At 40.1% G+C, this 24,489-nt stretch carries 22 protein-coding genes and 2 pseudogenes; 21 read left to right on the top strand and 3 right to left on the bottom strand.

Annotated features, from left to right (window positions below; translation table 11 throughout):
- Window positions 1-128: 128 nt before the first annotated feature.
- From ACPT8O_RS08475 to ACPT8O_RS08510, 8 genes and pseudogenes are all read left to right on the top strand, one after another.
- Entirely contained in the window at window positions 129-1,688 is a 1,560-nt protein-coding gene (locus ACPT8O_RS08475) for a phosphoethanolamine transferase (RefSeq protein ID WP_041175403.1), read from the top strand.
- A gap of 127 nt (window positions 1,689-1,815) precedes the next feature.
- Window positions 1,816-2,220 (top strand): 3-hydroxyacyl-ACP dehydratase FabZ, encoded by a 405-nt coding sequence (gene fabZ, locus ACPT8O_RS08480; protein ID WP_050838232.1) that lies wholly within the window; start codon window positions 1,816-1,818, stop codon window positions 2,218-2,220.
- Between the two features lie 13 nt (window positions 2,221-2,233).
- Window positions 2,234-3,022 (top strand): acyl-ACP--UDP-N-acetylglucosamine O-acyltransferase, encoded by a 789-nt coding sequence (gene lpxA, locus ACPT8O_RS08485; protein ID WP_021034894.1) that lies wholly within the window; start codon window positions 2,234-2,236, stop codon window positions 3,020-3,022.
- 66 nt (window positions 3,023-3,088) lie between these two features.
- Window positions 3,089-4,261 carry a lipid-A-disaccharide synthase gene (gene lpxB / locus ACPT8O_RS08490; protein ID WP_012055378.1) on the top strand — a complete coding sequence of 391 codons (1,173 nt, stop codon included), beginning with the start codon at window positions 3,089-3,091 and terminating at the stop codon, window positions 4,259-4,261.
- On the top strand, window positions 4,254-4,847 hold the full coding sequence (rnhB, locus tag ACPT8O_RS08495) for a ribonuclease HII (RefSeq protein WP_021034892.1): 594 nt from the start codon (window positions 4,254-4,256) through the stop codon (window positions 4,845-4,847). Before lpxB ends, rnhB begins: the two co-directional genes overlap by 8 nt.
- 104 nt (window positions 4,848-4,951) lie before the next feature.
- Window positions 4,952-5,097: pseudogene (locus ACPT8O_RS08500) on the top strand (IS1595 family transposase); the annotation flags it as partial.
- A 62-nt stretch (window positions 5,098-5,159) separates the two neighbouring features.
- Window positions 5,160-7,109 (top strand): DNA methyltransferase, encoded by a 1,950-nt coding sequence (locus ACPT8O_RS08505; protein ID WP_021034891.1) that lies wholly within the window; start codon window positions 5,160-5,162, stop codon window positions 7,107-7,109.
- On the top strand, window positions 7,099-9,873 hold the full coding sequence (locus tag ACPT8O_RS08510; RefSeq protein ID WP_021034890.1) for a DEAD/DEAH box helicase family protein: 2,775 nt from the start codon (window positions 7,099-7,101) through the stop codon (window positions 9,871-9,873). Before ACPT8O_RS08505 ends, ACPT8O_RS08510 begins: the two co-directional genes overlap by 11 nt.
- 98 nt (window positions 9,874-9,971) lie before the next feature.
- Here ACPT8O_RS08510 and ACPT8O_RS08515 read toward each other — a convergent pair whose 3' ends face one another.
- Window positions 9,972-10,313 (bottom strand): carboxymuconolactone decarboxylase family protein, encoded by a 342-nt coding sequence (locus ACPT8O_RS08515; protein ID WP_005659324.1) that lies wholly within the window; start codon window positions 10,311-10,313, stop codon window positions 9,972-9,974.
- 111 nt (window positions 10,314-10,424) lie between these two features.
- Here ACPT8O_RS08515 and ACPT8O_RS08520 point away from each other — a divergent pair, with 111 nt between their 5' ends.
- Both ACPT8O_RS08520 and ACPT8O_RS08525 read left to right on the top strand, forming a co-directional pair.
- A complete protein-coding gene (locus ACPT8O_RS08520) occupies window positions 10,425-11,321 on the top strand; it encodes a cupin domain-containing protein (protein ID WP_021034889.1) in 897 nt (298 codons plus the stop codon).
- Window positions 11,322-11,399: 78 nt separating this feature from the next.
- Window positions 11,400-13,244, top strand: a complete 1,845-nt coding sequence (locus ACPT8O_RS08525) for an ABC transporter ATP-binding protein (RefSeq protein ID WP_021034888.1) — start codon at window positions 11,400-11,402, stop codon at window positions 13,242-13,244.
- 77 nt (window positions 13,245-13,321) lie between these two features.
- Here ACPT8O_RS08525 and ACPT8O_RS08530 read toward each other — a convergent pair whose 3' ends face one another.
- Complete coding sequence (locus ACPT8O_RS08530) at window positions 13,322-13,600, bottom strand: heavy-metal-associated domain-containing protein (RefSeq protein ID WP_005651690.1); 279 nt, start codon at window positions 13,598-13,600, stop codon at window positions 13,322-13,324.
- 8 nt (window positions 13,601-13,608) lie between these two features.
- Window positions 13,609-13,833, bottom strand: a pseudogene (locus tag ACPT8O_RS08535) (hypothetical protein); the annotation flags it as partial.
- Window positions 13,834-14,047: 214 nt separating this feature from the next.
- Between ACPT8O_RS08535 and terL the strand changes: the two are divergent.
- From terL to ACPT8O_RS08590, 11 genes are all read left to right on the top strand, one after another.
- Window positions 14,048-15,688: a phage terminase large subunit gene (gene terL / locus ACPT8O_RS08540; RefSeq protein ID WP_021034886.1), complete on the top strand. Its 1,641-nt coding sequence runs from the start codon at window positions 14,048-14,050 to the stop codon at window positions 15,686-15,688.
- A gap of 80 nt (window positions 15,689-15,768) precedes the next feature.
- The gene (locus ACPT8O_RS08545) at window positions 15,769-17,391 is read left to right on the top strand and encodes a DUF935 domain-containing protein (protein WP_021034885.1); all 1,623 of its coding nucleotides are present in this window, start codon (window positions 15,769-15,771) and stop codon (window positions 17,389-17,391) included.
- Window positions 17,375-18,682: a phage minor head protein gene (locus ACPT8O_RS08550; protein ID WP_021034884.1), complete on the top strand. Its 1,308-nt coding sequence runs from the start codon at window positions 17,375-17,377 to the stop codon at window positions 18,680-18,682. Before ACPT8O_RS08545 ends, ACPT8O_RS08550 begins: the two co-directional genes overlap by 17 nt.
- 122 nt (window positions 18,683-18,804) lie before the next feature.
- Window positions 18,805-19,221 carry a phage virion morphogenesis protein gene (locus ACPT8O_RS08555; protein WP_021034883.1) on the top strand — a complete coding sequence of 139 codons (417 nt, stop codon included), beginning with the start codon at window positions 18,805-18,807 and terminating at the stop codon, window positions 19,219-19,221.
- A 282-nt stretch (window positions 19,222-19,503) separates the two neighbouring features.
- Window positions 19,504-20,541: a phage protease gene (locus ACPT8O_RS08560; RefSeq protein WP_021034882.1), complete on the top strand. Its 1,038-nt coding sequence runs from the start codon at window positions 19,504-19,506 to the stop codon at window positions 20,539-20,541.
- Window positions 20,541-21,464, top strand: a complete 924-nt coding sequence (locus ACPT8O_RS08565) for a Mu-like prophage major head subunit gpT family protein (RefSeq protein WP_021034881.1) — start codon at window positions 20,541-20,543, stop codon at window positions 21,462-21,464. The genes ACPT8O_RS08560 and ACPT8O_RS08565 overlap by 1 nt, the downstream gene beginning before the upstream one ends.
- A 63-nt stretch (window positions 21,465-21,527) precedes the next feature.
- Complete coding sequence (locus ACPT8O_RS08570; protein WP_021034880.1) at window positions 21,528-21,833, top strand: hypothetical protein; 306 nt, start codon at window positions 21,528-21,530, stop codon at window positions 21,831-21,833.
- A gap of 9 nt (window positions 21,834-21,842) precedes the next feature.
- Entirely contained in the window at window positions 21,843-22,274 is a 432-nt protein-coding gene (locus ACPT8O_RS08575) for a gp436 family protein (protein WP_021034879.1), read from the top strand.
- On the top strand, window positions 22,258-22,920 hold the full coding sequence (locus ACPT8O_RS08580; RefSeq protein WP_021034878.1) for a DUF1834 family protein: 663 nt from the start codon (window positions 22,258-22,260) through the stop codon (window positions 22,918-22,920). The genes ACPT8O_RS08575 and ACPT8O_RS08580 overlap by 17 nt, the downstream gene beginning before the upstream one ends.
- A complete protein-coding gene (locus tag ACPT8O_RS08585; RefSeq protein ID WP_041175294.1) occupies window positions 22,892-23,074 on the top strand; it encodes a DUF2635 domain-containing protein in 183 nt (60 codons plus the stop codon). The genes ACPT8O_RS08580 and ACPT8O_RS08585 overlap by 29 nt, the downstream gene beginning before the upstream one ends.
- Window positions 23,067-24,482 (top strand): phage tail sheath subtilisin-like domain-containing protein, encoded by a 1,416-nt coding sequence (locus ACPT8O_RS08590; RefSeq protein ID WP_021034876.1) that lies wholly within the window; start codon window positions 23,067-23,069, stop codon window positions 24,480-24,482. Before ACPT8O_RS08585 ends, ACPT8O_RS08590 begins: the two co-directional genes overlap by 8 nt.
- The last annotated feature ends 7 nt before the right edge of the window (window positions 24,483-24,489 follow it).

Here is a 24,489-nt window from a genome sequence, read left to right on the forward strand (position 1 = left end):
TTTTTCCTTCTGGCTTAAAAAAATTGGCTTATTCTATAAAATAACCGCTCAAGAGTGAAGAAGTTAAATATGGAAATTCTGAGTGAAAGGTGGATAATAGCGATATTTTCTTTTCAGGGAAGACAATGATGAACACGAAAAAAACAAGCCAAATTTTGCCCGCACTTTTTGCGGTGATTTGTGCCGCATTCGCGGGTTATTTTATTTTAATCGGTTCTGGGATGTTTACAGAACCAACTGTAGATCTTATTCTGCTTGCGACAATAACTATTCTCTTATTAAGCAGCAGTAAAAAATCCTTCTATTTTATTTTGCTACCTCTTACGTTACTGCATGCTTTTTATACACCTACGGGGCTAAATTTTGGTCCTCCAAGCTATCAATATATCGCCTCGCTTTTCGCGACAGATATATTGGAAACGAAGGAATTTCTATTGCAAATTCCAGTGAGTAGTTACTTAATTGCTTTCGCCATTCCTATTTTGATTTTTCTTCAGTACAAAAGTGCGGTGAAATTTGGCATAAAATTTTATCGTAATAAAACATTTATTGCCTTGGCGACATTGCTTTTTGCTTACAACATGCCGCTTGCTGAACCGATTAAAGAAACGGTAAGTTCCACATTAAAAATTGTAGATGAAGTACAAAAACTAAAACAAATCTCTCAATCTGATAACTGGGGAAAATCAACATTAGAAAATTCACGCTATGATGATTATGTAATTGTACTCGGAGAAAGTGCGCGGAAAGATTACCACCATGCCTACGGTTATCCAATAGAAAACACCCCCTTTATGTCTAACGCTAAAGGCACGTTGATTGATGGTTTTCGTTCAGCAGGAACAAATACCGTCGCCTCACTTCGTTTAATGCTAACCTTTCCAGACAAAGAAAAATGGGAACCCAATTACAGTTTGAGTTTAGTAGATCTCATCAAATCTGCAGGCGTGAAAACTTATTGGCTTTCTAATCAAGGTATGCTCGGTAAATTCGATACGCCCGTTTCATCCCTCGCTTCAAAATCTGATGAAACCTTTTTCTTGAAAAAAGGCGGAAGCTTTAATTCGACTAACTTTAGTGACTTTGATTTATTACCCAAATTCGCCCAAGTATTAGAAAATTCTGTTCAAGGAAAACGTTTTATTGTGTTGCATATTTATGGTTCACACCCAATGGCTTGCGATCGTATCGAAGATTATCCAAAAATCTTTGATGATAAAGATCTTAATCCGAGATATGGTTATTTAAATTGCTATGTTTCATCTATTAAGAAAACTGACGAATTTTTAAAACGTGTATATGATCAGCTTGAAGAAAACGTGAAGAAAAATCACCGCACTTTTTCAATGATTTATTTCTCAGATCACGGTTTGTGCCACCAACAAGATGAAAAAAACAATATACTTTTGTTCAATCAAAACTGTTTCAGCCGAGAGCACCATAATATTCCGCTATTCAAAATTTCATCAGATGATATGGAACGCAAAGAATATAAGGTGTTTAAATCAGGTTTAAATTTCTTAGAAGGGATTGCAAATTGGATAGGAATTCAAAATCCTCAATTAACGCAAACAGAAGATTTATTTTCTAACGAATCGGATAAAAATGACTTTGGATTGCAAAAACGAATTGATGAAAAATATCGTAAAGATGACGATCCTGCCATTGATATTCGTCCTAAACACTAGGCTATATTGAGTACATTTTATTTTTAGCTATAAATATCGTATAATCCGACAGATTTTATTTGTTTATTTTTTGTAAGGTATCAACGTGTCAGAACAACAACCAAGAGTGATCGAATCAAAAGAAATTATGACTTTATTGCCACATCGCTACCCATTTTTGTTAGTGGATCGCGTATTGGATTTTAAAGAAGGCGAATGGTTAAAAGCGATTAAAAATATCAGCGTCAATGAACCTTGTTTCACAGGTCACTTCCCGGGCGAACCTATTTTACCGGGCGTTTTAATTTTAGAAGCTTTGGCACAAGCAATGGGCATTTTAGCCTTTAAAACTCACGAATTCAAAGGCGGTGAATTATTCTATTTCGCAGGTATTGATGAAGCGCGCTTTAAACGCCCGGTGTTACCTGGAGATCAAATGGAATTAAACGTTCAAGTGATTAAAGAACGCCGTGGTATCACTTCATTTACTGGCGTTGCCACCGTAAACGGCGAAATCGCTTGTGAAGCAAAACTAATGTGCGCTCGTCGTTAATTAAGGGGTAAATATGATCCACCCAAGTGCAAAAATTCATCCAACTGCCCTCGTTGAAGAAGGTGCGGTAATTGGCGAAGATGTTTTTATTGGACCTTTCTGTATTATTGAAGGCAGTGTTGAAATTAAAGCTCGCACTGTATTGAAATCTCACGTTGTGGTACGTGGAGATACCGTGATTGGCGAAGATAACGAAATTTATCAATTCACTAGTATTGGCGAAGTAAACCAAGATTTGAAATATAAAGGCGAAGCTACAAAAACCATTATTGGTAATAGCAACCGAATTCGTGAACACGTGACAATTCATCGTGGCACGATTCAAGGCTGTGGCGTAACCTCTATTGGCAATAACAATTTATTAATGGTTAATGTTCACGTTGCACACGATTGCCAAATTAAAAATAACTGTATTCTGGCAAACAATGCAACGCTTGCAGGTCACGTAGAATTAGATGATTTCGTGATTGTTGGCGGTATGTCAGCGATTCATCAATTTGTGATTGTTGGTGCACACGTTATGTTAGGCGGTGGTTCTATGGTAAGCCAAGATGTACCGCCTTATGTTATGGCGCAAGGCAACCACGCCCGTCCATTTGGCGTAAACTTAGAGGGTTTGAAACGTCGTGGTTTTGATAAACCAACCATGCACACAATCCGTAACATTTATAAAATGCTCTATCGTGGCGGTAAAACACTTGAAGAAGTGTTACCAGAAATTGAGCAAATTGCGGAAACCGATTCAGCGATCAGTTTTTTTGTTGAATTTTTCAAACGTTCAACTCGCGGAATTATTCGTTAATAAAACTTCTTCATTTTCAACCGCACTTTGCATACCAAAGTGCGGTTATTTTTTAGGATAAATTTGATGAACAAAACAAATCCAACCATTGCTCTTGTTGCAGGAGAAGTATCTGGTGATATTCTCGGTGCTGGTTTAATTCGCCAGCTCAAAGCACATTATCCTAATGCGCGCTTTATTGGTATTGCAGGCACAAGAATGTTGGCTGAAGGCTGTAAAACGCTCGTCGATATGGAAGAGCTTTCAGTCATGGGATTGGCTGAAATATTAAAACATCTTCCTCGTTTGCTGAAAATTCGTAAAAATGTCATTCAAACTATGTTGCAAGAAAAACCTGATGTTTACATCGGCATTGATGCGCCTGATTTTAATTTGGATGTAGAACTCAAGCTCAAAGCTAACGGAATTAAAACCATTCATTACGTGAGCCCCTCTGTATGGGCATGGCGTCAAAATCGTATCCATAAAATTGCCAAAGCGACCCATCAAGTTCTTGCCTTTTTGCCTTTTGAGAAAGCCTTTTACGATAAATTTAATGTCCCTTGCCGTTTTATTGGACACACAATGGCAGATGCTATTCCGCTCAAACCAAACCGTGCCGAAGCCTGCCAAATGCTACAGATTGATCCCGCACAACGCTATTTAGCTATCCTAGTTGGAAGTCGTGGTTCAGAAGTGGAATTTCTGGCTGAGCCTTTCTTGAAAACCGCTTTATTATTAAAAGAACAATTCCCAGATTTGCAATTGCTCGTTCCTTTGGTAAACGAAAAACGACGAATTCAATTTGAATCCATTAAAGCTAAAATTGCGCCAAATCTAGACCTGCATTTAATTGACGGCAATGCACGACAAGCAATGATCGCCGCTGATGCAACACTGCTTGCTTCAGGAACAGCAGCGCTTGAAGCAATGCTTTGTAAATCCCCAATGGTGGTAGGCTATCGAATGAAACCACTGACCTATTTCTTAGCAAAACGTTTAGTGAAAACTGATTATATTTCTTTACCAAACTTGCTTGCGAATGAAATGCTCGTGCCTGAAATGATTCAAGAAGAATGCACGCCAGAATTGCTCGCTGAAAAACTATCTGCTTATCTTTCTGATGATGAAAGTGCGGTAAAAAATCGCCTTGTTTTAATTCAGCACTTCACGGATTTACACCAAAAAATTCAATGCAATGCCGATAAGCAAGCGGCTCAAGCGGTCATTGATTTATTAGAAGGAAAAGAAAATGTTTGAATATCCACAAGGCTATGAATTGATCGCTGGCGTTGATGAAGTTGGGCGAGGCCCTTTAGTTGGGGCGGTTGTCACGGCTGCCGTTATTTTGGATCCGAATAATCCAATTGAAGGACTCGCTGATTCTAAAAAACTTTCTGAGAAAAAACGTTTAGCCCTTGCTGAAGAAATCAAAGAAAAAGCCCTTGCTTGGGCATTAGGACGAGCTGAAGCTAACGAAATTGACGAGATAAATATCCTGCAAGCCTCCTTGCTGGCAATGACTCGAGCAATAAAATCTTTAAAAATTCAACCGCACTTTGTGTTGGTTGATGGCAATAAGATCCCAAAAGATTTAACTATTCCAGCGCAAGCCGTCGTCAAAGGCGATAGCCTTGTAGCGGAAATCAGTGCAGCCTCTATTTTGGCGAAAGTGGCACGAGACCAAGAAATGGAAGAATTAGACAAGCAATATCCAGAATACGCTTTTGCCCAGCATAAAGGCTATCCGACCAAATTACATTTGGAAAAATTAGCTGAACTTGGCGCGTTACCGCAACACCGTCGTAGCTTTGCCCCAGTGAAAAAAGCACTAGAACAGTTTTAAAATGCTAATTTGGTTTAACAAAGGCTGTGTTTTAATACTGTGTTGATGCTTTCACTAAAATTTGATAAAACCCTTATAGTTCAATTGACTATAAGGATTTCATTATGTCAGGCATTACAAAAGATTTAGACATTTTAAAACAACTTTTTGAGAATTTATCTGATACAGATAAACAAATTTTTTGACTTCTGTTAGTCAAAGAAAACAGGTTAAGAGAGTAATTGAACCTGTACGGTCAATAAATATACCTAAACACCCTGCTATTCCTGTGTAATAGCATATTAAGATAATGACTGATGAGGATTTATAACGATGAAGGCAAACATTCAAACCGAATTAACCCAAGCCCTGCTATCACACGAAAAAGTATGGGCGAACGAAGAAAAAACCATTTTAGCCAAAAACATCCTGTTGGATTTGGTGGAAAAAACCGACCCGACCATTATCGGTTTGTTATTGAGTAATGATGAGTTAAAACGCCATTTCTTTGTGGAAGTGAATGGTGTTTTGGTGTTTAAATTGCAGGATTTTCGTTTTTTCTTGGACAAACACAGCGTCAATAATTCCTACACAAAATACGCCAACCGCATTGGTTTGACGGACGGCAACCGCTTTTTGAAAGACAGCAGTGATATTGTGTTGGATTTTCCGTTTAAAGATTGTGTGTTAAATGGTGGACAAAGCACCGAAGAAGGCGAAGAGATTTATTTTAAACGTAATAATGACCAGTCAGATAGTCAGTTATACACCAAATTAACCCGAAAAAGACAAGAAATCTTTTTTAATCAAACGCTTGCTTTTGATGAAATTGACCGACTTTTTGACGCAAAAGCATTCTCAAAATTCTCTCGCCACACCGCAGACGGCAAACAAGCCGTTGGCAAAATCAAACACCGTTCAGACGGCACACCGGCCGAAAATCTCATCATCAAAGGCAATAATCTGATTGCCCTGCATTCGCTTGCCAAGCAGTTTAAAGGCAAAATCAAACTAATTTATATTGACCCACCGTATAACACGGAAAACGATAGTTTTAAATATAACGATAAATTTTCACATTCCACGTGGCTCACTTTTATGAAAAATCGCTTAGAAATTGCGAAAACTTTATTAGCTGATGATGGTGTGATTTTTATCCAATGTGATAACAATGAATATTCATACTTAAATGTTTTACTTAATGATATTTACAGTAGAAACAATCATATGAATACAATTATTTGGAAAAAAGTTAAAAGTGCTAAAAAACAAAGCTCATTTTTATCTAATGTGGTTGAATATATATTAGTTTATTCTAAAAATGGTAAATCAAAAATTAACAAACTTTTCCTTAAAAAGGTTGAAGAGGCAGATTTTAAAAATTACCCATATATTGAAGAAAATACAAATAGAAGGTATGGTTCGTTTGACTTTACTCAAAAAGGTCAAGGTCAGGCAAGATATTTTAATGGTAAATTACTAGAGCCACCAAAAGGAAAACATTGGATTTGGGGACAAGAAGAAATTGATAAAGGTATTAAAGCAGGAAGAATTATTTTCACAAAAAATGGAACACCTAGGGTTAAACGGTATCTTGACGATAAAGAAGGCAATCCATTATCTGATTTATGGAATGATGATGAAGTCCAAATTATCTCGGCTAACGATGCCCAAAGAGTTGAAGATTTTGATGGACAAAAACCAGAAGCACTAATCAAGCGAATTATTGAACTAACAACCAACGAATCCGACATCGTCCTAGACTACCATCTAGGCTCTGGCACAACCGCTGCCGTTGCCCACAAAATGAACCGCCAATATATCGGTATTGAACAAATGGATTATATTGAAACGCTTGCCGTTGAACGCATGAAAAAAGTAATTGATGGCGAGCAAGGCGGTATTTCCAAAGCCGTGAATTGGCAAGGTGGCGGCGAGTTTGTTTATGCCGAACTTGCTCCATTTAACGAAACCGCAAAACAACAAATTTTGGCTTGCGAAGATTCAGACGGCATCAAAACACTGTTTGAAGGTTTATGCGAACGCTATTTCTTGAAATACAACGTCAGCATAAATGAATTTAGTCAAATCATTGAAGAGCCTGAATTTCAATCCTTGGCATTAGACGAACAAAAACAAATGGTGCTTGAAATGTTGGATTTAAATCAAATGTATGTTTCATTATCCGAAATGGACGATGAACAATTTGCAGGTTGCTTAAATGATGACGATAAAGCGTTAAGCCGTGCGTTCTATCAAGCGGAGAAAAAAGATGGCGAATGATAAAACGTTGTTTGATTGGGTGGAAGACCGCAAATCAATGCTGGAAGAAATGGAACAGACGGATTTTTTCGCGCTGCCTGAATTTGTTTCCAATAATTTAAAATATCCGTTTTTTGAATGGCAAAAATCGGCTTTAGAAAATTTTGTGATTTTTGACCGCACTTCAAAATTAAAGGATTTCCCCGGCATCAAAAACCGTCCTACCCATTTGCTGTTCAATATGGCAACGGGAGCCGGCAAAACAATGATGATGGCGGCGTTGATTTTGTATTATTTTGAAAAAGGGTATCGGCATTTTTTGTTTTTCGTCAATCAAAATAATATCGTGGATAAAACGGAAAATAATTTTATTGACCCGGCGCACGCAAAATTTTTATTTACCGAAAAGATTTTGCAAGGCGATACGGTTATTCCCATTCGCAAAGTAGAGACATTTAGCCCACATTCAGACGGCATTGAAATTAAATTTACCAGTATTCAAAAACTGTATAACGATATCCACACCGAGCGAGAAAACCAAACCACATTGGCAGATTTGCACAAATTGAACCTTGTGATGCTGGGCGATGAAGCACACCATTTAAACGCACAAACCAAAGGCAAAAAACAAGACGAGTTGGATTTAGAAAAGGAAATGAACGACCGCACTAGCAATGCCGAAATTGAACGTAAAGGCTGGGAGCATATGGTTTTGGAGTTGTTGCTCAATAAAAATGGCAATCCTAGCCAAAATGTGCTATTGGAATTTACCGCCACGTTGCCTGAAAATGCTGACGTGCAACAAAAATACGCGGATAAAATCATCACAAAATTTGGGTTAAAAGAATTTTTGCAAAAAGGTTATACCAAAGAAATCAGTTTGGTATCCAGTACGTTGGGTAAGAAAGAGCGAGTATTGCACGCTTTATTATTTGCTTGGTATCGCCATCAAATCGCGTTGAAATACGGCATTGCCAATTTCAAACCTGTGATGTTGTTTAGAAGTAAGACGATTGATGAATCAAAAGCGGATTATTCGGCATTTTTAAATTGGGTAGAAAATGTGCAAGCGGATGATTTTTCGTTTTTAACGACATTTTCAACAAGCTTAAACGATAGCGATAACGCCAACGAACAAGGCAAAACCCGCACCGAACAAGCCCTAAAATTTATGCAGGAAAATAAATTTGAGTTTGTGCATTTGGCAAATTGGGTACAACAAAATTATCAAAAACACAATGTCATTATTACCAACTCCGAAACCAACAAAACCAAAACTGAAAAAACCGACAGCGAAACCGAAAAATTGCTAAACAATTTGGAAGCGGCTGATAATCCGATTCGTGCTATTTTTACGGTGGATAGATTAACCGAAGGTTGGGACGTTTTAAATTTGTTTGATATTGTGCGTTTGTATGAAGGGCAAAACGGTGGCGGTTCAAATAAAAAATCGGGCAAAACGGCTGCCGCTACCGTATCGGAAAAACAGTTGATTGGTCGTGGTGTGCGTTATTTTCCATTTTCGTTTGAAGATAAACAGCCGAATAAACGCAAATTTGACAACGATATGCAACACGAATTGCGTATTTTGGAAGAATTGTTTTATTACACGCACGATGAGCAATCTCGCTATATTACAGAACTGAAAAACGAGTTACGAAAAGACGGTTATTTGCCTGAAAAAGACGATGATAAGGTATTGGCAACATTTAAACTCAAATCTGAATTTGCCGATAATAAGGATTTTAGAGAATTGTTAATTTGGGCGAATAAAAAAATCCCCAACCCAAACGCCAAAAGCAATAATGCAGACAGCCTGCAAGCCAATCCGCAAACACTTTCATTCCAAATTCACGGCAACCAATTGTTGCAGGAAACGCAATTTACAGCCGATGAAAATGATGAAACAGCCCGACAAATCGGCACACAAAATAATTTTACTCAAACCATAAAAATGAGTGAAATAGAACGGCACATTTTCAATAAAGCCTTGCATATCAAAGGAAAAAATAGTCAATCTCTATTCCATTTTGACCGCCTGCAAAGCAAACTCAACATTCAAAATCGCAATGAATTGCAAAATAACTTGTTGAAAGACTGGCAAATTGAATTTTTAGGATTAGAGCAAGATAAACAGGTTCGCCCGGATGATAAACTTGCAGGCTGCCTGAAAATCTTGGAAATGGTTGAAAAACATCTGAATGAAAGTGATATACCGTTTATCGGTACAAAAGAATTTACACCTAAAAAATTGTGGGAAATTTTCGGCACGCCAAAACAAAAATGGGTCAAAAAAGATGATGTAAAAACGACTATTGCCACACAAAATGATTGGTATGTGATGGATAATTTTGCTGGAACGAGTTTGGAAGAAGCGTTAATTCAATTTATTTCAGCGCGTTTGGGCGATTTGAAATCTCAATATGACGTTCATTTAATCCGCAATGAAGAAGTATTTAAATTGAATAACTTTGCCGATGGTGAAGGATTTATGCCCGACTTTATTTTATTACTGAAAGATAAACAAAAATCTTCTTCCAATGGTGTGAACGACTTTTTGCATTACCAAATTTTCATTGAGCCCAAAGGTGAGCATTTAGTGGAAACTGATAGGTGGAAAGAAGAATTTTTAGAAGCAATCACAGCAGAATATGGCAAGGATAAGATTCTGCAAAAAGATACACCGCATTATCGCTTGATCGGTTTGCCGTTTTTTACCGATCATCAGAAAAATGGACAATTTACGAAGTTATTCCCTTTAGGAGAGACATTGCTTGAAAAATAGAGTGGTGTATTATTAAAACACAGCCTTAACAAAACAAGGGAGCATTTTTTAATGCTCCCTTTCTCTTAATCAACTTAACTTTATGGAATGACGAGTAATTAAGCTTTCTGTACGCTATATGCTTCTAATGCACGTAAAGAATAAGTATAAGCTGCACCTGCATTTAATGCGATAGCTGTTGCTAATGCAGCAGCAACTTCAGCTTCACTTGCACCAGCTTTTACTGCTTCTTCTGCGTGTACGCTAATGCAGCTTTCACAACGAGTTGTTACAGCAACTGCTAATGCGATAAGTTCGCGAGTTTTAGCGTCAAGCACATTGCCCTCTTCCGCGGCTGAGTCTAATGCTTGGTAAGCTTGTAACATTTTAGGGTGTTGTTTACCCAATGCGCCAAATGATTTTTTAACGTGAGATGTGTGTTCTTTCCAATCTGCAAACATAATGTTCTCCTAAATATATTGAATTAATAACCAACTGGTGTGGCAAATTATAGGCGGATTAGATTATGATACTTGCTTATTTATCTCAATTTTTATCGCTAACATCTCATTATGGACTATTTAGATAAACTTACCCATTTAGCACAAGTGCGTGGAGAAATTAATATTCGCTGTGAATTTCAAGGCGAATGGCAAATATCTCATCAAGAAAAGGATGCAGGAAAAGGCATATTCCATCTTATTGAACAAGGCGAGTGCCAGCTTACACTAAATGAAAAACAATTTCATTTAAAAGAGGGGGATATTTTTTTTCTTCCTCAAAATCAACCGCACTTTATGCATTATTCAGTAAATAAAAGGGCAGATATTCCTACAAAAAAAAGTCATCAAGGATTATTTGAGTTACATCAGATTGGACGAGGTACACCAGATTTAAAAATGTTCTGCGGTAATTTTTATTATCAACAAGATGCACTTCTTACGGCATCAATGCCTGAATATTTACATATAAATTTATGCGACACGCCCATTCATCCTTTAGTGCAGCTTTTTTTGCAAGAAGCACAAAAAAATGATGCGGGTACGAAATCGGTCGTTGATGCACTTTCAAATGTACTTTTAATTTATATTTTACGTCACGCCATTCAACAAAATTTAATTGAACGAGGCATCTTATTCGCCTTACAAGATAAACGATTAAATACTGCACTGATAGCAATATTACAACAACCTCAAAATGATTGGCATATTGAACAATTAGCCGATCTTTCTGCAATGTCTCGTGCAAACTTTATTCGTGTTTTTCAACAACAACTTGGTATGTCGCCAGGACGTTTTCTCACGAAAGTGCGGTTACAATCTGCGGCGTTTTTATTAAAACAATCACAGCAATCTGTGCTTGCCATTGCTTTAGAAGTGGGGTATCAATCAGAAGCGCATTTTTGTAAAGTTTTTAAAAATTACTATCAACTTTCGCCAAGCCAATACAGAAAATCTGTCAGCCTATAAATTGATGTGTTTTTACGCTATAATAATATGCACTTCTAAAAGGCAACCCGCGTTGCCTTTTCTTTTTAAGGAAAAGATATGTTTAACAAAATTTTTTCGTGGTTTGAAAACCGTTTAAATCCCTATCCAGAAAGCAATCCAACAACACCTAAAAAAGGTTTGTTCCGTTTTATTTGGTCTAGTATTACAGGAATGAAAGGCTGGATTCTTTTGCTCGCAATTTTAACCGTCGGTACAGGTGTAATGGAAGCAGTATTATTCCAATTTATGGGGACGCTTGTAGATTGGTTAGGCACATTTACACCTGAAAAATTATGGCAAGAAAAAGGTCATTTATTAATTGGAATGGCTACCCTATTACTTATTAGTATTGTGTGGGGATTTTTAGCTTCCACCGTGCATTTACAAACCTTACAAGGCGTATTTCCAATGCGGTTACGTTGGAATTTCCATCGTTTAATGCTTGGACAAAGTTTAAGTTTTTATCAAGACGAATTTGCAGGTAGAGTATCCGCAAAAGTGATGCAAACTGCCCTTGCAGTACGTGACACAGTACTTACACTTGCAGATATGTTCGTTTATGTATTGGTATATTTTATTACCTCTGGCGTAGTTCTAGTGGCATTAGATTCTTGGTTCTTATTACCATTCATTACTTGGATTATACTCTTCGGTTTGATCCTACGAACCCTCATTCCTAAACTATCAAAAACTGCACAACGACAAGCTGATGCTCGTTCTTTAATGACGGGACGTATTACAGATGCTTATTCCAATATTGCTACAGTAAAATTATTTTCTCACGGCTCGCGTGAAGCCACTTATGCCAAGCGTTCGATGCAAGATTTTATGGTAACAGTACACGCTCAAATGCGTTTAGCAACATCACTAGACACGCTCACTTACGCTACAAATATTCTACTTACATTAAGCACCGCAATACTTGGCATTATTTTATGGAAAAATGGTCAAGTTGGTGTGGGTGCAATAGCAACGGCAACTGCAATGGCATTACGCGTAAACGGGCTTTCTCGTTGGATTATGTGGGAATCAGCCCGATTGTTTGAGAATATCGGTACCGTAAACGACGGAATGAATACTTTAACTAAACCTCATACCATTGTAGATAAACCACAAGCATCGCCGTTACAAGTGAAACAAGGGGAAATTAAGTTTAACGATATTACCTTTGCTTATGATCCAACAAAACCATTGCTCAATCGATTTAATCTCACTATCAAACCAGGGGAGAAAGTCGGACTGATCGGTCGTTCTGGCGCAGGAAAATCAACGATCGTGAACTTGTTGCTGCGTTTCTATGAAGCACAACAAGGCGAAATTACCATTGATGGACAAAATGTACTCAATGTGCAACAAGAAAGCTTACGTCGCCAAATCGGTTTAGTCACTCAAGACACTTCGTTGCTGCATCGTTCTGTACGTGACAATATTATTTATGGTCGCCCGAATGCTACTGATGAAGAAATGGTTTTAGCTGCTGAACGAGCGGAAGCCGCTGATTTCATTCCATTCCTCACTGATGCTCAAGGCAGAAAAGGCTATGATGCCCATGTGGGAGAACGCGGGGTAAAACTTTCTGGTGGTCAGCGTCAGCGTATTGCTATTGCTCGTGTCATGTTAAAAGATGCGCCAATTCTATTGTTAGATGAAGCCACAAGTGCGCTGGATTCAGAAGTGGAAGTGGCGATACAAGAAAGTCTCGATAAGATGATGGAAAATAAAACTGTGATTGCCATTGCCCATCGTTTATCCACCATCGCAGCGATGGATCGCCTGATCGTACTTGATAAAGGACAAATTGTTGAACAAGGTACGCACGCTGAATTACTAGAGCTCAATGGCTTATATGCTAAACTTTGGAATCATCAAAGTGGCGGATTTTTAAGCGGAAGTGCTGAATAATATTGCGTTTATCATATTTAATAGCTAAAGCAAAGTGCGGTGAGTTTTCACCGCACTTTTTGCTAGATATTTAACGTTTAATTCACGACTTCAGCTGTATATTTCAGCTTGTGAATCGCATCGAATAATTGCTGATTTGTGACTTTTGGATCTTCCACAACCGTCACTAAACCATCTTTAATAGATGCTTTTGTTGAAATAACGCCATCGATATTACGCAGTTCTTTATTGACTAAGTAAGCACAAAGCTGGCAATTCATTTCTTTTACTTTTAGCACAATTTGTTTGGTTTCATTCGCATGAGCGAAAGAAATTGCAAACAGCGAAAGCAAAAGTGCGGTACATAATTTCTTCATTTTTATTCCTAATTAGCTAATTCTAAAATCCAAGGCAAAATTGTTGGATAGGTTAAGAAAAAAATCATCACGATAAATACAATCCAATATAAAACGATGAGTTTTTTACGGGAAATATATTTGCTACAAATGATTTTTTTGGAAAACATCAACAGCCAAAATCCATAGGTAAAGGCGCATAATGAAATTATGAGCATGGGAATACGCAAATAATCATATTCGCCCAAGCCAATAAACCTGAGCTGATTAATAAGTTTGCGGACTTATTGGAAGGGTTTGGGGAGTTGTTGAATAAGGAATTTAAGGCGTGATAGTCACCGTGGGTAGGTATACCCACGGCTAATTATAGCCATAGTGGTTCCCCTTTGGGGAACGCTAACCTACCCCATCGGAGTAGCATTATGCGTAACCCAGGGTATACCTACCCTGGGTAAACAGCGGAGATATATGAAAAATAAAGAATTATTAGCAGAATTAAAAGCCTATTCGGACAGCTTGCGACAAAAGGTCGAGGCAAAGTTTGAGGGGTGGGATGATTCTCTTGCTGCCATTAGTGAGCGACGCAAAAAGGTGCTAGATCCTGTTTCGGGCTATGACTTTTTTGTGTCGAATTACTTTCTGCATTATGTGCGTTCTCGCTCTCGTTCGCAGTTGCATAACTATCTTTTTGAGCAGTTGCCACAAGTATTACAACAGCCATCATCAGTGCATTTAGCCATTGCTGCGCCACGTGGTGAAGCTAAATCGACCTTGGTCTCCCAGCTCTTTACACTTTACTGTCTTGTGACACAGAAAAAACGCTATGCGTTGATTGTGATGGATAGTATCGACCAAGCCTATCCAATGTTGGAAGCCATTAAAGTAGAGTTGGAATTTAACCAACGTTTGCGCATTGATTTCCCTGAAATAGCAGGACAAGGGCGTGTGTGGCAAGCGGCAACCATTATCACAAAAGCCAATCAAAAAGTGCAAGTAGCAGGCTCTGGCAAGAAATTGCGTGGTTTACGCCACGGTGCTTATCGTCCTGATTTGGTGGTACTGGATAATATTGAAAATGACGAACAAGTGCGTAGCCCTGAACAGCGTGACAAATTGCACGATTGGTTGAAGAAAACTGTCCTTCCGTTGGGCGCGGCTGGGGATAAGTTAGATGTAGTGTATATCGGGACTATTCTCCATTACGACAGTGTTTTAAACCGCACTTTATCGAGTAAAGCGTGGAAGACAGCCAAGTTTAAAGCCTTAATTCGTCAGCCTGATGATATGAGCCTATGGGATAAGTGGGAGGACTTCTACTTAAACGAAGGCGAAGCGGTAGCTGATGCTTTCTATACGCAAAATCAAGCGGCAATGGATAAAGGTGCGGTAGTAAGCTGGGCTGCTCGCCCGATTTTAACCTTGATGAAAATTCGCGCTCGTGATGGGCATGCCACCTTTGATTCTGAATATCAAAATGACCCGTTAAGCAGTGATGATGCGATGTTTGCTAATAGTTTGACTTATTGGACGGAATTGCCAGCGAATTTAATTTATTTCGGTGCACTTGACCCATCCTTAGGAAAAGCAGGGGCAAGCAGAGACCCCTCTGCCATTTTAGTGGGCGGATATCATCGAGAAACAGGCAAGTTATATGTGGTGGAAGCGCAAGTGAAAAAACGTCTGCCTGATTTAATTATTGAAGATGTGATCCGTATGCAGAAGCAATACCACTGTCAGCGTTGGTTTGTTAAAACGGTGCAATTCCAAGAGTTTTTAAAAGATGAATTAGTGAAACGCTCGGCACAACGTGGCATTCCTGTTCCAGCGACGGCGACTAAACCAAATACAGACAAAATGTTGCGTATTGAGAGCCTACAACCCCACATGGCAAATAGTTTAATTTTGTTGCATAGCTCGCAAGCTACACTGATTTCCCAGTTACGCCATTTCCCGAAAGCAGACCATGATGATGGCCCGGATGCGCTGGAAATGTTGTGGCGTAATGCAGTGGGTAGTTCGGCAGCGATTGAGTGGATTGGGTTGGATCAGTTGGATACGTTTGATGTGGAAGATGAAGACGATGATCTTTATTCGTTTTGGCGAGATTAATTGAAATCGGGTTTCGCCGATGGCGACCTACTTTTATGAAAGTGCGGTTGGTTTTTTTAGGGAGTTTTAAGGTGGGTTAAATGGGATTTTTAGATAAGGTTAAAGGGCTTTTAAAAGGTGACAATACTGAGCCGACGCAAACTGATGAAGCGCAAGTAACGGCATCAGGTCGTGTATTAGATGATCACCCCTCTGCAAAAATTACGCCTTCAAAATTAAAGCAGATTTTAGAGGATGCCGAAAACGGTGATATTCAGGCGCAGCATCAACTTTTCATGGATATTGAAGAGCAAGATAGCAGCATTGCCGCCAATATGATGACACGTAAGCGTTCAGTGCTTACGCTAGATTGGCGTATTGTTGAACCACGTAATGCGACACCAGCGGAAGAAAAATTGCAAGCCGAGATTGATGAGTTATTTTATCAATATCCCAATCTTGAAGACTTGTTTATCGATTTAATGGATGCTGTGGGACACGGTTTTTCCGCGTTGGAAATTCAATGGGCTCAGGTGGATGGCAAATGGGTTCCAAAAGGCTTTAAACCTTGTCCGCAGTCTTGGTTTAAATTGGATAAAGACGATAGTTTATTATTACGCACGCCAGCCAATCAAATGGGTGAGCCATTACGTCCTTTTGGGTGGGTGGTGCATCGCCATAAATCTCGTTCGACACAGTTGGCTCGTGATGGCTTATATCGCACTTTAGCGTGGCTTTATATGTATAAGCATTATTCTGTGCGTGATTTTGCCGAGTTTTTAGAGCTTTATGGTATGCCGATTCGCATTGGTAAATATGGTGCCGGTGCCACTAATGCGGAGAAACGCACATTATTGCGTGCGTTGGCTGAAATTGGGCATAACGCAGCAGGCATTATGCCTGAATCGATGCAGATTGAACTGCATAATGTCGCTAATGCGGGTGCTACATCGGGTAATAATCCATTTTTACAAATGGTTGATTGGTGTGAGAAATCTATTGCTCGGTTGATTTTGGGGCAAACTTTAACATCAGGGGCGGATGGTAAAAGCTCCACCAATGCGTTAGGTAATGTGCATAATGAAGTGCGTCGTGATTTGATGATTAGCGATGCGAAACAGATTGCACAAACCATCACTCAACAAATCATTTTGCCGTATTTGCAAATTAATGTTGATCCGAATATTGCGCCACATCGTATCCCTTATTTTGAGTTTGACACAAAAGAATATGAAGATTTATCGGTCTTTGCAGAAGCCATCCCTAAACTTACGGGCATTGGCGTGCAGATTTCTGAAAGTTGGGTGCGGGATAAATTAGGAATTCCTGAACCGCAGGAAGGCGAACTGATTTTAAGCACACCGCAAGGCGAGAAAACGGACGAAAAAACGACCGCACTTTCTGCCGTATTTAATCACGGCAAAGGCTGTACTTGCGGTTGTCGTGCTGCTGTGTTGTCGGCGCAGAATGGTAAAAAGGACGAACAAGATGAATTAGACGGTTTGATTGATGATGCACTGGCAAATGCGGATTTTAATCAACAGCTTGATCCTATGATGAAACAAATTGTAGGCGTGGTCATGGCAAGTGAAAGCTATGATGAAGCACAGGAAAAACTGATCGCACTTTATCCTGATTTAACCAGTGAAAGCCATCAAGCCTATTTGGCAAGTGCGGTATTTTTAGCTGATTTATTAGGAGCAGCCAATGCCGAGCGCACCTAAGTTTGCCATTGGTGTAGAACCCAAACAAGCCATTGAGTTTTTGCGCCAAAAGAAAATGCTTGCCAGCAAGGTGTTAGTAAAAGAAATGCAGGATAGCGCATTGGCACGTGCCACGACGATTGCGCGCTTAACTAGCCTTGATATGACAAAGGATATTTACCAATCTTTAGAAACCGCTATGCGTGAGGGCAAAGGCTTTCACGCTTGGAAAAAAGAACTGGTGAGTGAATTTGAACGCAAAGGCTGGATTTTTGGGAAAGATCCGTCTATTCGTGGTATTGATGGGCATTTACTGGCAGATCCAAAAACAGGGGAATATTTTGGCACGCCGCGTCGGTTAAATACGATTTATCGTGTCAATATGCAGTCAGCTTATTCGGCTGCGCGTTATCAACGCTTGCGTGATAACGTGGATAATCGCCCTTATTGGCAATATTCCGCCGTGGGTGATGCGCGTACTCGCCCTGCCCATTTAGCATTGAGCGGTAAGGTGTATCGTTATGATGATCCGTTTTGGGCGACATTCTATCCGCCTAATGGGTTTAATTGTCGCTGTACGGTGATTGCGTTAGGCGATAGAGATTTGAAACGCCGTGGGATTGATAAGCCTGACGATAGTTCTGAATTTTTGGTGGAAGTAGAACGCCCTGCGGATAAGCAAGGTAATCGTGAAAAGACGGTAGGGTTTAAATTACCTGATGGCACGGTACGTGTGACGGATAAAGGCTTTGATTACAATGTAGGGCGATTAAACTACAAGCCTAATTTGGATCTTTATCCTGAAAAACTGGCGCATGCGTTTGCGAAGGTTGAGATGAAAGGTGGGGAGTTTAAGCACGATTTTGAATTTTTGGCAAAGCATGTGGCGGAGATGAAACAAACGCTCAGCCCAGATGGAAAAAAACTCACTGCTGATCAAATGTTACAGGTGCGTGATAGCCTTACCAAAAATTTTAAATTTGCAGCAGGTGTCTTGAGTGCGGAAAGTAAGGATTTATTGAAAAGCAAAACTGGCACAGTGTGGCTTTCTGATGATACTTTAATTAAGCAATTTAATAGTCGTGATGGGCAAGATTTTGGGATTGATGAGTATGAGGCGTTGCCAGATATCATCAATTCTCCCGAGCATTTACTACAAGTGAAAGATTTTGCAGATCGTTACACCTTTATTCGACAAGGGAAAATGCTTGTAGTGAAAATATTACCAAAAGAAATCTTTGTGCTGTCGTTTAGACGAATAAAAGACAAAGAGCTTAAAAAGCTATTAGAAAAGGATTACGCACCTAGGTAGGGCTCCCCACACCTACACACAGTCCCGAGTCTATTTCACCTCTTCGCTTGCGATCTGGGAGATTCATCGCTTTTCTAAGTGCGTAGCAAAATATACCCCTGTTTATAGGTAAAAGCAACATTATGATCGAAATTGAAATCAATAATGCGCAAGAAGTTGCCGTACTGCTTGAACGATTAGCGCAAGTCACGGCTCATCGTACTCCTTTAATGCGTAAAATTGCTGGTAAGATGGAATCGGCTGTCGCGCAGAACTTTGAAGTGGGTGGTCGCCCAAAATGGTTGGGGCTTAAATATCGCCAAGGCACACCTTTAGTGAATTCGGAACGGTTGATGGAGAGCATCACTTCCGAATATAACAACGATGAAGTCATTGTGGGGACGAATGAGCCTTACGCGGCTATTCATCAATTCGGGGGGAAAGCAGGACGAGGTCGTAAAGTAGAGATTCCAGCACGCCCTTTCTTGATTTTAACACCTCAAGATGAAGCGGATATTTTGGAAGATATACAAGACTACCTCCAACGCTTAATTAAATAAATCAGAAAATCGCTCTAAATCGCACGTAGGGCGATTTTTTTACTTTTAGGGTATAAGATTTCATCTTTAAATTTTTAAAACAATTTAAAACGGTTTTAAAGCGTTTTAAAATGGGTTTAGGTTGTTTTCAATCATTCAATCTTTCACGTCTTTAATCTGAGGCTTGTTCCTCATTGTCTAACATTTCAAATGATTTGGTTGCGCTGAAGCCAGTCATCTCTTGTTATCTCGTTCAATTCGATATTCTGCCATCCTAAATTGAGTTTTTAAGGATGGTTTCAGATGAAATTAACCGTTGCCGCTTGTAGTTTTGAAATTGATAAGGCGAAGTATGGTCGTATCCAACTTTTACCTTATGGCAAATTTCGCGCCACAGACGGCAGACCAACCGATGTGGAGGCATGGTATGTAACAGATACAAATGGCGCGGATGTGGTGGCGTTGGCAAATAATCAACGCAATCCCCTCCCTATTGACTACGAACACCAAATTATTCACTCCCTAAAAAATGGCAAAGAAGCACCGAGTGCGGGCTGGATGGAATATTTCTATTTTACCCCACAAGGGATTTTTGCTGATGTGCGTTGGACTGATAAAGCCGCAGACTATATCAAAAATGGCGAATATCGTTATATCTCGGCTGTGTTTGCTTACGACACAGAGGGCTATGTTCGCAAGATCTTTCATGCTGCATTAACCAATACGCCTGCTTTAGATGGCATGGAGGAAGCAATGGTGGCAGCCAGCGTGAATTTGTTACAAGAGGACAATCCAATGGATAAAAAATTATTAGCAGCATTATGCACACTGTTTGTTTTAAAAGCAGATGCAAGTGAGGCTGACATTACGGAGAAAGTGACCGCACTTTCGGCAGCTAAAGGCGATAGCTCTGTGGACGTGTTAGATGTTTACGCAAAATTAGCTGAAAAAGAACAATCGGTAGCAGCGTTATCCACACAAGTGGGCAATCCTGATCCTGCTAAATTTGTGCCAGTCGAACAGATAGCCGCATTACAGGCTGATTTTAATGCGCTTAAAACATCTGTAGAAGCGGACAAGAAAGCGGCATTGATCACAGCGGCATTATCGCAAGGCAAACTGGCTCCTGCATTAAAAGATTGGGCGCAAAGTTTATCTGTTGAGGCATTAAGTGCTTACTTAGAAAAAGCACCTGCAATGGCCGCATTAAGTGGTGAGCCACAAGCAAAAGGCGATCCAGAGCAGAAAGTGGCAGCGTTAAGTGCTGCAGAGAGTGCCGCAGCAAAAGCGTTAGGCTTAAGCGAAAAAGATTATATGGCAACCTATAAGGAGCAAAAATAATGGATAAATTCAAAAAATCGGAACTTTTAAAAGCCCTTGATGAAGCCTTTAAAAAAGACTTTACAAGCGGTTTAAACGTGATTAATCCTCAATGGTCAGAAATTGCGATGAAGATTGCAAGTTCTACCGAAACCAATACTTACGGTTGGTTAGGGCATTTCCCAAAATTGCAAGAATGGGTGGGTAAACGTCGTTTACGCAAAATGCAAGCGCAAGGTATGCAAGTATCGAATAAGTTGTTTGAAAGCACTGTTGCTATCCCTCGCACCAATATTGAAGACGACCAGGTCGGCTTATTTAGTCCGATGGTAAAACAAATGGGACAAAGTGCGGCGGAATTACCTGATGATTTAGTCTTTGGCTTAATTAAACAAGGTAAAAGCACCCTTTGCTATGACGGGCAGAATTTCTTTGATGATGATCATCCTGTGTTTGCGGAAGTCGATGGCACAGGCAATCAAACCACGCAAAGTAATATTACCAAAGGCAGTGCAGCAGGAAAACCAGCGTTTTATTTGTTGGATACGACGAATGCCGTGAAGCCATTTATTTGGCAAGAACGCTTAACCCCTGAAATTGAGACGAAATTTGATCCGTCTAAATCCGATACGGTATTTATGGAAGATACCTATATTTGGGGCGTGCGTGCGCGTGGTAATGCAGGTTTTGCATTCTGGCAACTTGCTCATCGTGTAGAAGACAGCGAATTAACTGAAGAGGTCTTAATGGGCGTGTTGGCAAAAATGAAATCCTTAAAAGGCGATGGCGGCAAGTTATTGAACATTCGCCCAAATGTGATTTTAGTGCCACCTACACTTGAATATACAGCAAAACGTTTAGTGGAAGCCGATATTATCAACGGTACCAGCAATGTGTTGAAAGGGACGCTTAAAGTGATGGTGTCTTCACAGATTGTGGAGTAATCCGTCTCTTTTCTTGCCTTCCCCCACTTACGAGGGAAGGCAAGAAATGACTAGGAGGAAACTATGGCAAAGAAACAGCAAAACAAGACAGACGATGAAGTGAAAACCGATTCTGCGGAAAACACCACAGAAACCGACCGCACTTTAGACGAGTTGGATGACACGCCCAAAGGTAGTGATGCGATTCATCCTATTGCCTATGCGGTAAGGTTACGTGCAATTCATCCGCAAGCCTCTTATGGTCGCTGCGGCTATCGTTTTAACAAAGAAAGTTCGGTGGAAATTCCAGTTGAAAACTTGACAGGTGAGCAAGTCATTATGCTTGCTGAAGACCCATGGTTAGAACTTATTCCCATCTGCGATAAATAAGGATGAGTGATGCATTACGCCAGTGCAGAAGATTTTGTGTTACGTGTAGGGGAAGTGCAAGCCATTGAGCTGACCGACCTCGATTTGACTGGGCAAGTTAATGACAATTTGCTTGATGTCGCATTGTCTGACAGCTCAAGCCAAATTGATGGTTATTTGGCAGCACGTTATACCCTCCCTCTTGTGAGTGTGCCACAAAACTTAGTGCGACTTTGTTGTGATTTGGCTCGTTATCGTTTAGCGAGTATGTCTCATGTGACGATTACAGAAGAAATTATTACCCGATATAAATTAAGTTTAAAAGAACTTGAGGATATTAGTGTGGGTAAGATTTCGCTTGGGTTGCCGCCTACAGAGAATAATGATGCCAACGAACACGACAATGGCGTGATTTTTACTAATCCGAAAAACAGGATTTTTGCGCGTGATCACTCAAATTGAAAATGCTCTTGTAGAACGCCTACAGCGTGGCTTAGGGCGTTTAGTCAATACCGTTAAAAGCTACGGTGGCGAGCTCGATGATGAAAGTCTTGGGACATCACGTTTGCCGATGTGTTTAGTCACTTTTGGGGGCGCACGTATCGAACGTATGGGCACTAATTTGAAGCGTCATCAATCCACAGCAAACTTTGTCATTATCGTGGCAGTAAATAGCTTGCGTAGCAATATTGCTGCACGACAAGGCGGAGCTGATAAACGAGAGGTGGGCGTTAATCAGTTGATTACAGCAGTACGCCGTTTGTTAGATGCGCAAACCTTGGGGCAATTAGTCAAGCCATTGAAACCGACAAGGGTGCGTACGCTCTTTAATAATGCCACTTTTAAAGGTGGGGCGATAACGGCTTATGCGATTGAGTATGACGCAGTCTATGACGATTTGAGCCCATTAGAAGATGGCCGTTATCCTGAAATGACGCAGGATAGCAAAAATCCTGATTATTTGTTTACGCATTATCATGGCGAGCTATCGCCACCAGATCCGATGTTAGAACGTATTGGTAACAACATTTATGACCCAATAAGCGGTGCCAAAGTGCCGTTTGAGGTGGAGACACAAAATGAAAGTGAAAGCAGCAATAGGCATTAAGGTGCCGATGGAACATCAGCCTTATACCTATATTGAACAAGTACCGGTAGAGGTAGAGCCGTCGATTTATTATCAACGTCGTATTAATGATGGCGATTTGATTGTAATCACAGCAACACGTTCTCGTAAAGAAAAGGAGAAAGACAATGGCTGAAATGAATATTGATTTTGATAATATCCCGACGAGTCTTCGTAAACCGGGTGTTTATACAGAATACAACTCACGCAATGCAGTGAGTACTTTGCCAACAAATGAGCAAAACGTCTTAATTGTGGCACCAATGTTAAATGCAACAAAAGCATTTAGCGCACCGACACCGATTTATTCGGATGTAGATGCAAAAAATACATTTGGTGCTGGGTCTTGGGCTCACTTAATGGCGCGTATTGCTATCCAAAATAATGCCATGATTCGTTTAACGGTGATTGGTTTAAAAGAGAGTGATTCAGGTGTGGCGGCAACTGGCACCATTACGCTAACAGGCACAGCAAGCAATGCAGGTGTGCTTAAAGTTGTCATTGGTGGTCTTGATTATGCGGTAGCAATCGCTAAATCGGAAACCGCCGCCAACATTGCCGCCCGTTTAAATGCTGTGATTAATGCCGGGGAATATTGTCCTGTCAGTGCAACAGTCAATGAAGGTACCGTGACGCTTACCGCAAAATGTAAAGGCGAAATTGGCAATGAGATTAGTGTCAATGCCACATTAAGCGTAAATGATATGGCAGTGAATGTTTCTGCCCTTGCAAATGGTGCCGAAAATGCCGATTTAGCAGCGGCATTAGCATCTGTAGCTGGTCAGCATTATCACGTGATTATCTCCCCTTTTGCGGATGATAAAAATGCGAAAGCTTTGCGCGAACATTTAGAGTCGGTAGCAAGTCCTGTTGAGAAAAAACCAGGTGTTGGCGTATTAGGTTTTAATGGTACGTTGGCAAGCGGTACCACTTATACCGAGAAAATTAATGCTAACCGTATTACAGTGGGTTGGTATAAAGGGGCGGTGGAATCTAATGCCTTAATCGCTGCGGGATATGGGGCGGTTATTGCAGGCGAAGAAGACCCAGCTAAACCGTTAAATACACTTGAGATTAAAGGTTTAACCCCTGTTGATGCCACTCAAACACCGTTAAAAACCGAAGTCAATCAGGCGTTATTCCACGGTTTAACCCCTATTACAGTGGTAAATAATCGTGTGCAAATTATGCGTGCAATTACGACTTATACCAAGTCACCTGCGAATGTAGATGATCCTGCGTGGTTAGATTTAACCACAATTCGCACACTTGATTATACGCGTAAAGCCATTGAACAGCGTATTGAGTTACGTTTCCCTCGTGCGAAATTATCTAATCGCACCCCACCAAAAGTGCGGTCGGAAATCCTTGATGTGCTCTATCGTTTAGAGCAACAAGAGATTTTAGAAAATGTGGATGCGAACAAGGGTAAATTGCTTGTTGTTCGCAATGGCAAAGATCCAAATCGTTTAGATACGGCAATCCCAGCCGATGTGGTAAATGGCTTGCACGTTGTCGCTAACCGAATTGATTTAATTTTATAGGGGGCGT

The sequence above is a fragment of the Haemophilus sp. HN_Hi08 genome (assembly GCF_049824455.1).
Lineage (GTDB): Bacteria > Pseudomonadota > Gammaproteobacteria > Enterobacterales > Pasteurellaceae > Haemophilus > Haemophilus influenzae_D.

Bases quoted from the DNA above. Each gene is read 5' to 3' on its own strand.
- rnhB (WP_021034892.1), top strand. From the start codon at position 4,254: ATGTTTGAATATCCACAAGGCTATGAATTGATCGCTGGCGTTGATGAA.
- terL (WP_021034886.1), top strand. From the start codon at position 14,048: ATGAAAAATAAAGAATTATTAGCAGAATTAAAAGCCTATTCGGACAGC.
- ACPT8O_RS08590 (WP_021034876.1), top strand. From the start codon at position 23,067: ATGGCTGAAATGAATATTGATTTTGATAATATCCCGACGAGTCTTCGT.
- ACPT8O_RS08525 (WP_021034888.1), top strand. From the start codon at position 11,400: ATGTTTAACAAAATTTTTTCGTGGTTTGAAAACCGTTTAAATCCCTAT.
- ACPT8O_RS08570 (WP_021034880.1), top strand. From the start codon at position 21,528: ATGGCAAAGAAACAGCAAAACAAGACAGACGATGAAGTGAAAACCGAT.
- ACPT8O_RS08555 (WP_021034883.1), top strand. From the start codon at position 18,805: ATGATCGAAATTGAAATCAATAATGCGCAAGAAGTTGCCGTACTGCTT.
- ACPT8O_RS08505 (WP_021034891.1), top strand. From the start codon at position 5,160: ATGAAGGCAAACATTCAAACCGAATTAACCCAAGCCCTGCTATCACAC.
- ACPT8O_RS08550 (WP_021034884.1), top strand. From the start codon at position 17,375: ATGCCGAGCGCACCTAAGTTTGCCATTGGTGTAGAACCCAAACAAGCC.
- ACPT8O_RS08520 (WP_021034889.1), top strand. From the start codon at position 10,425: ATGGACTATTTAGATAAACTTACCCATTTAGCACAAGTGCGTGGAGAA.
- lpxB (WP_012055378.1), top strand. From the start codon at position 3,089: ATGAACAAAACAAATCCAACCATTGCTCTTGTTGCAGGAGAAGTATCT.
- ACPT8O_RS08565 (WP_021034881.1), top strand. From the start codon at position 20,541: ATGGATAAATTCAAAAAATCGGAACTTTTAAAAGCCCTTGATGAAGCC.
- ACPT8O_RS08515 (WP_005659324.1), bottom strand. From the start codon at position 10,313: ATGTTTGCAGATTGGAAAGAACACACATCTCACGTTAAAAAATCATTT.
- ACPT8O_RS08585 (WP_041175294.1), top strand. From the start codon at position 22,892: ATGAAAGTGAAAGCAGCAATAGGCATTAAGGTGCCGATGGAACATCAG.
- ACPT8O_RS08530 (WP_005651690.1), bottom strand. From the start codon at position 13,600: ATGAAGAAATTATGTACCGCACTTTTGCTTTCGCTGTTTGCAATTTCT.
- fabZ (WP_050838232.1), top strand. From the start codon at position 1,816: ATGACTTTATTGCCACATCGCTACCCATTTTTGTTAGTGGATCGCGTA.
- ACPT8O_RS08560 (WP_021034882.1), top strand. From the start codon at position 19,504: ATGAAATTAACCGTTGCCGCTTGTAGTTTTGAAATTGATAAGGCGAAG.
- ACPT8O_RS08575 (WP_021034879.1), top strand. From the start codon at position 21,843: ATGCATTACGCCAGTGCAGAAGATTTTGTGTTACGTGTAGGGGAAGTG.
- ACPT8O_RS08510 (WP_021034890.1), top strand. From the start codon at position 7,099: ATGGCGAATGATAAAACGTTGTTTGATTGGGTGGAAGACCGCAAATCA.
- lpxA (WP_021034894.1), top strand. From the start codon at position 2,234: ATGATCCACCCAAGTGCAAAAATTCATCCAACTGCCCTCGTTGAAGAA.
- ACPT8O_RS08545 (WP_021034885.1), top strand. From the start codon at position 15,769: ATGGGATTTTTAGATAAGGTTAAAGGGCTTTTAAAAGGTGACAATACT.
- ACPT8O_RS08475 (WP_041175403.1), top strand. From the start codon at position 129: ATGAACACGAAAAAAACAAGCCAAATTTTGCCCGCACTTTTTGCGGTG.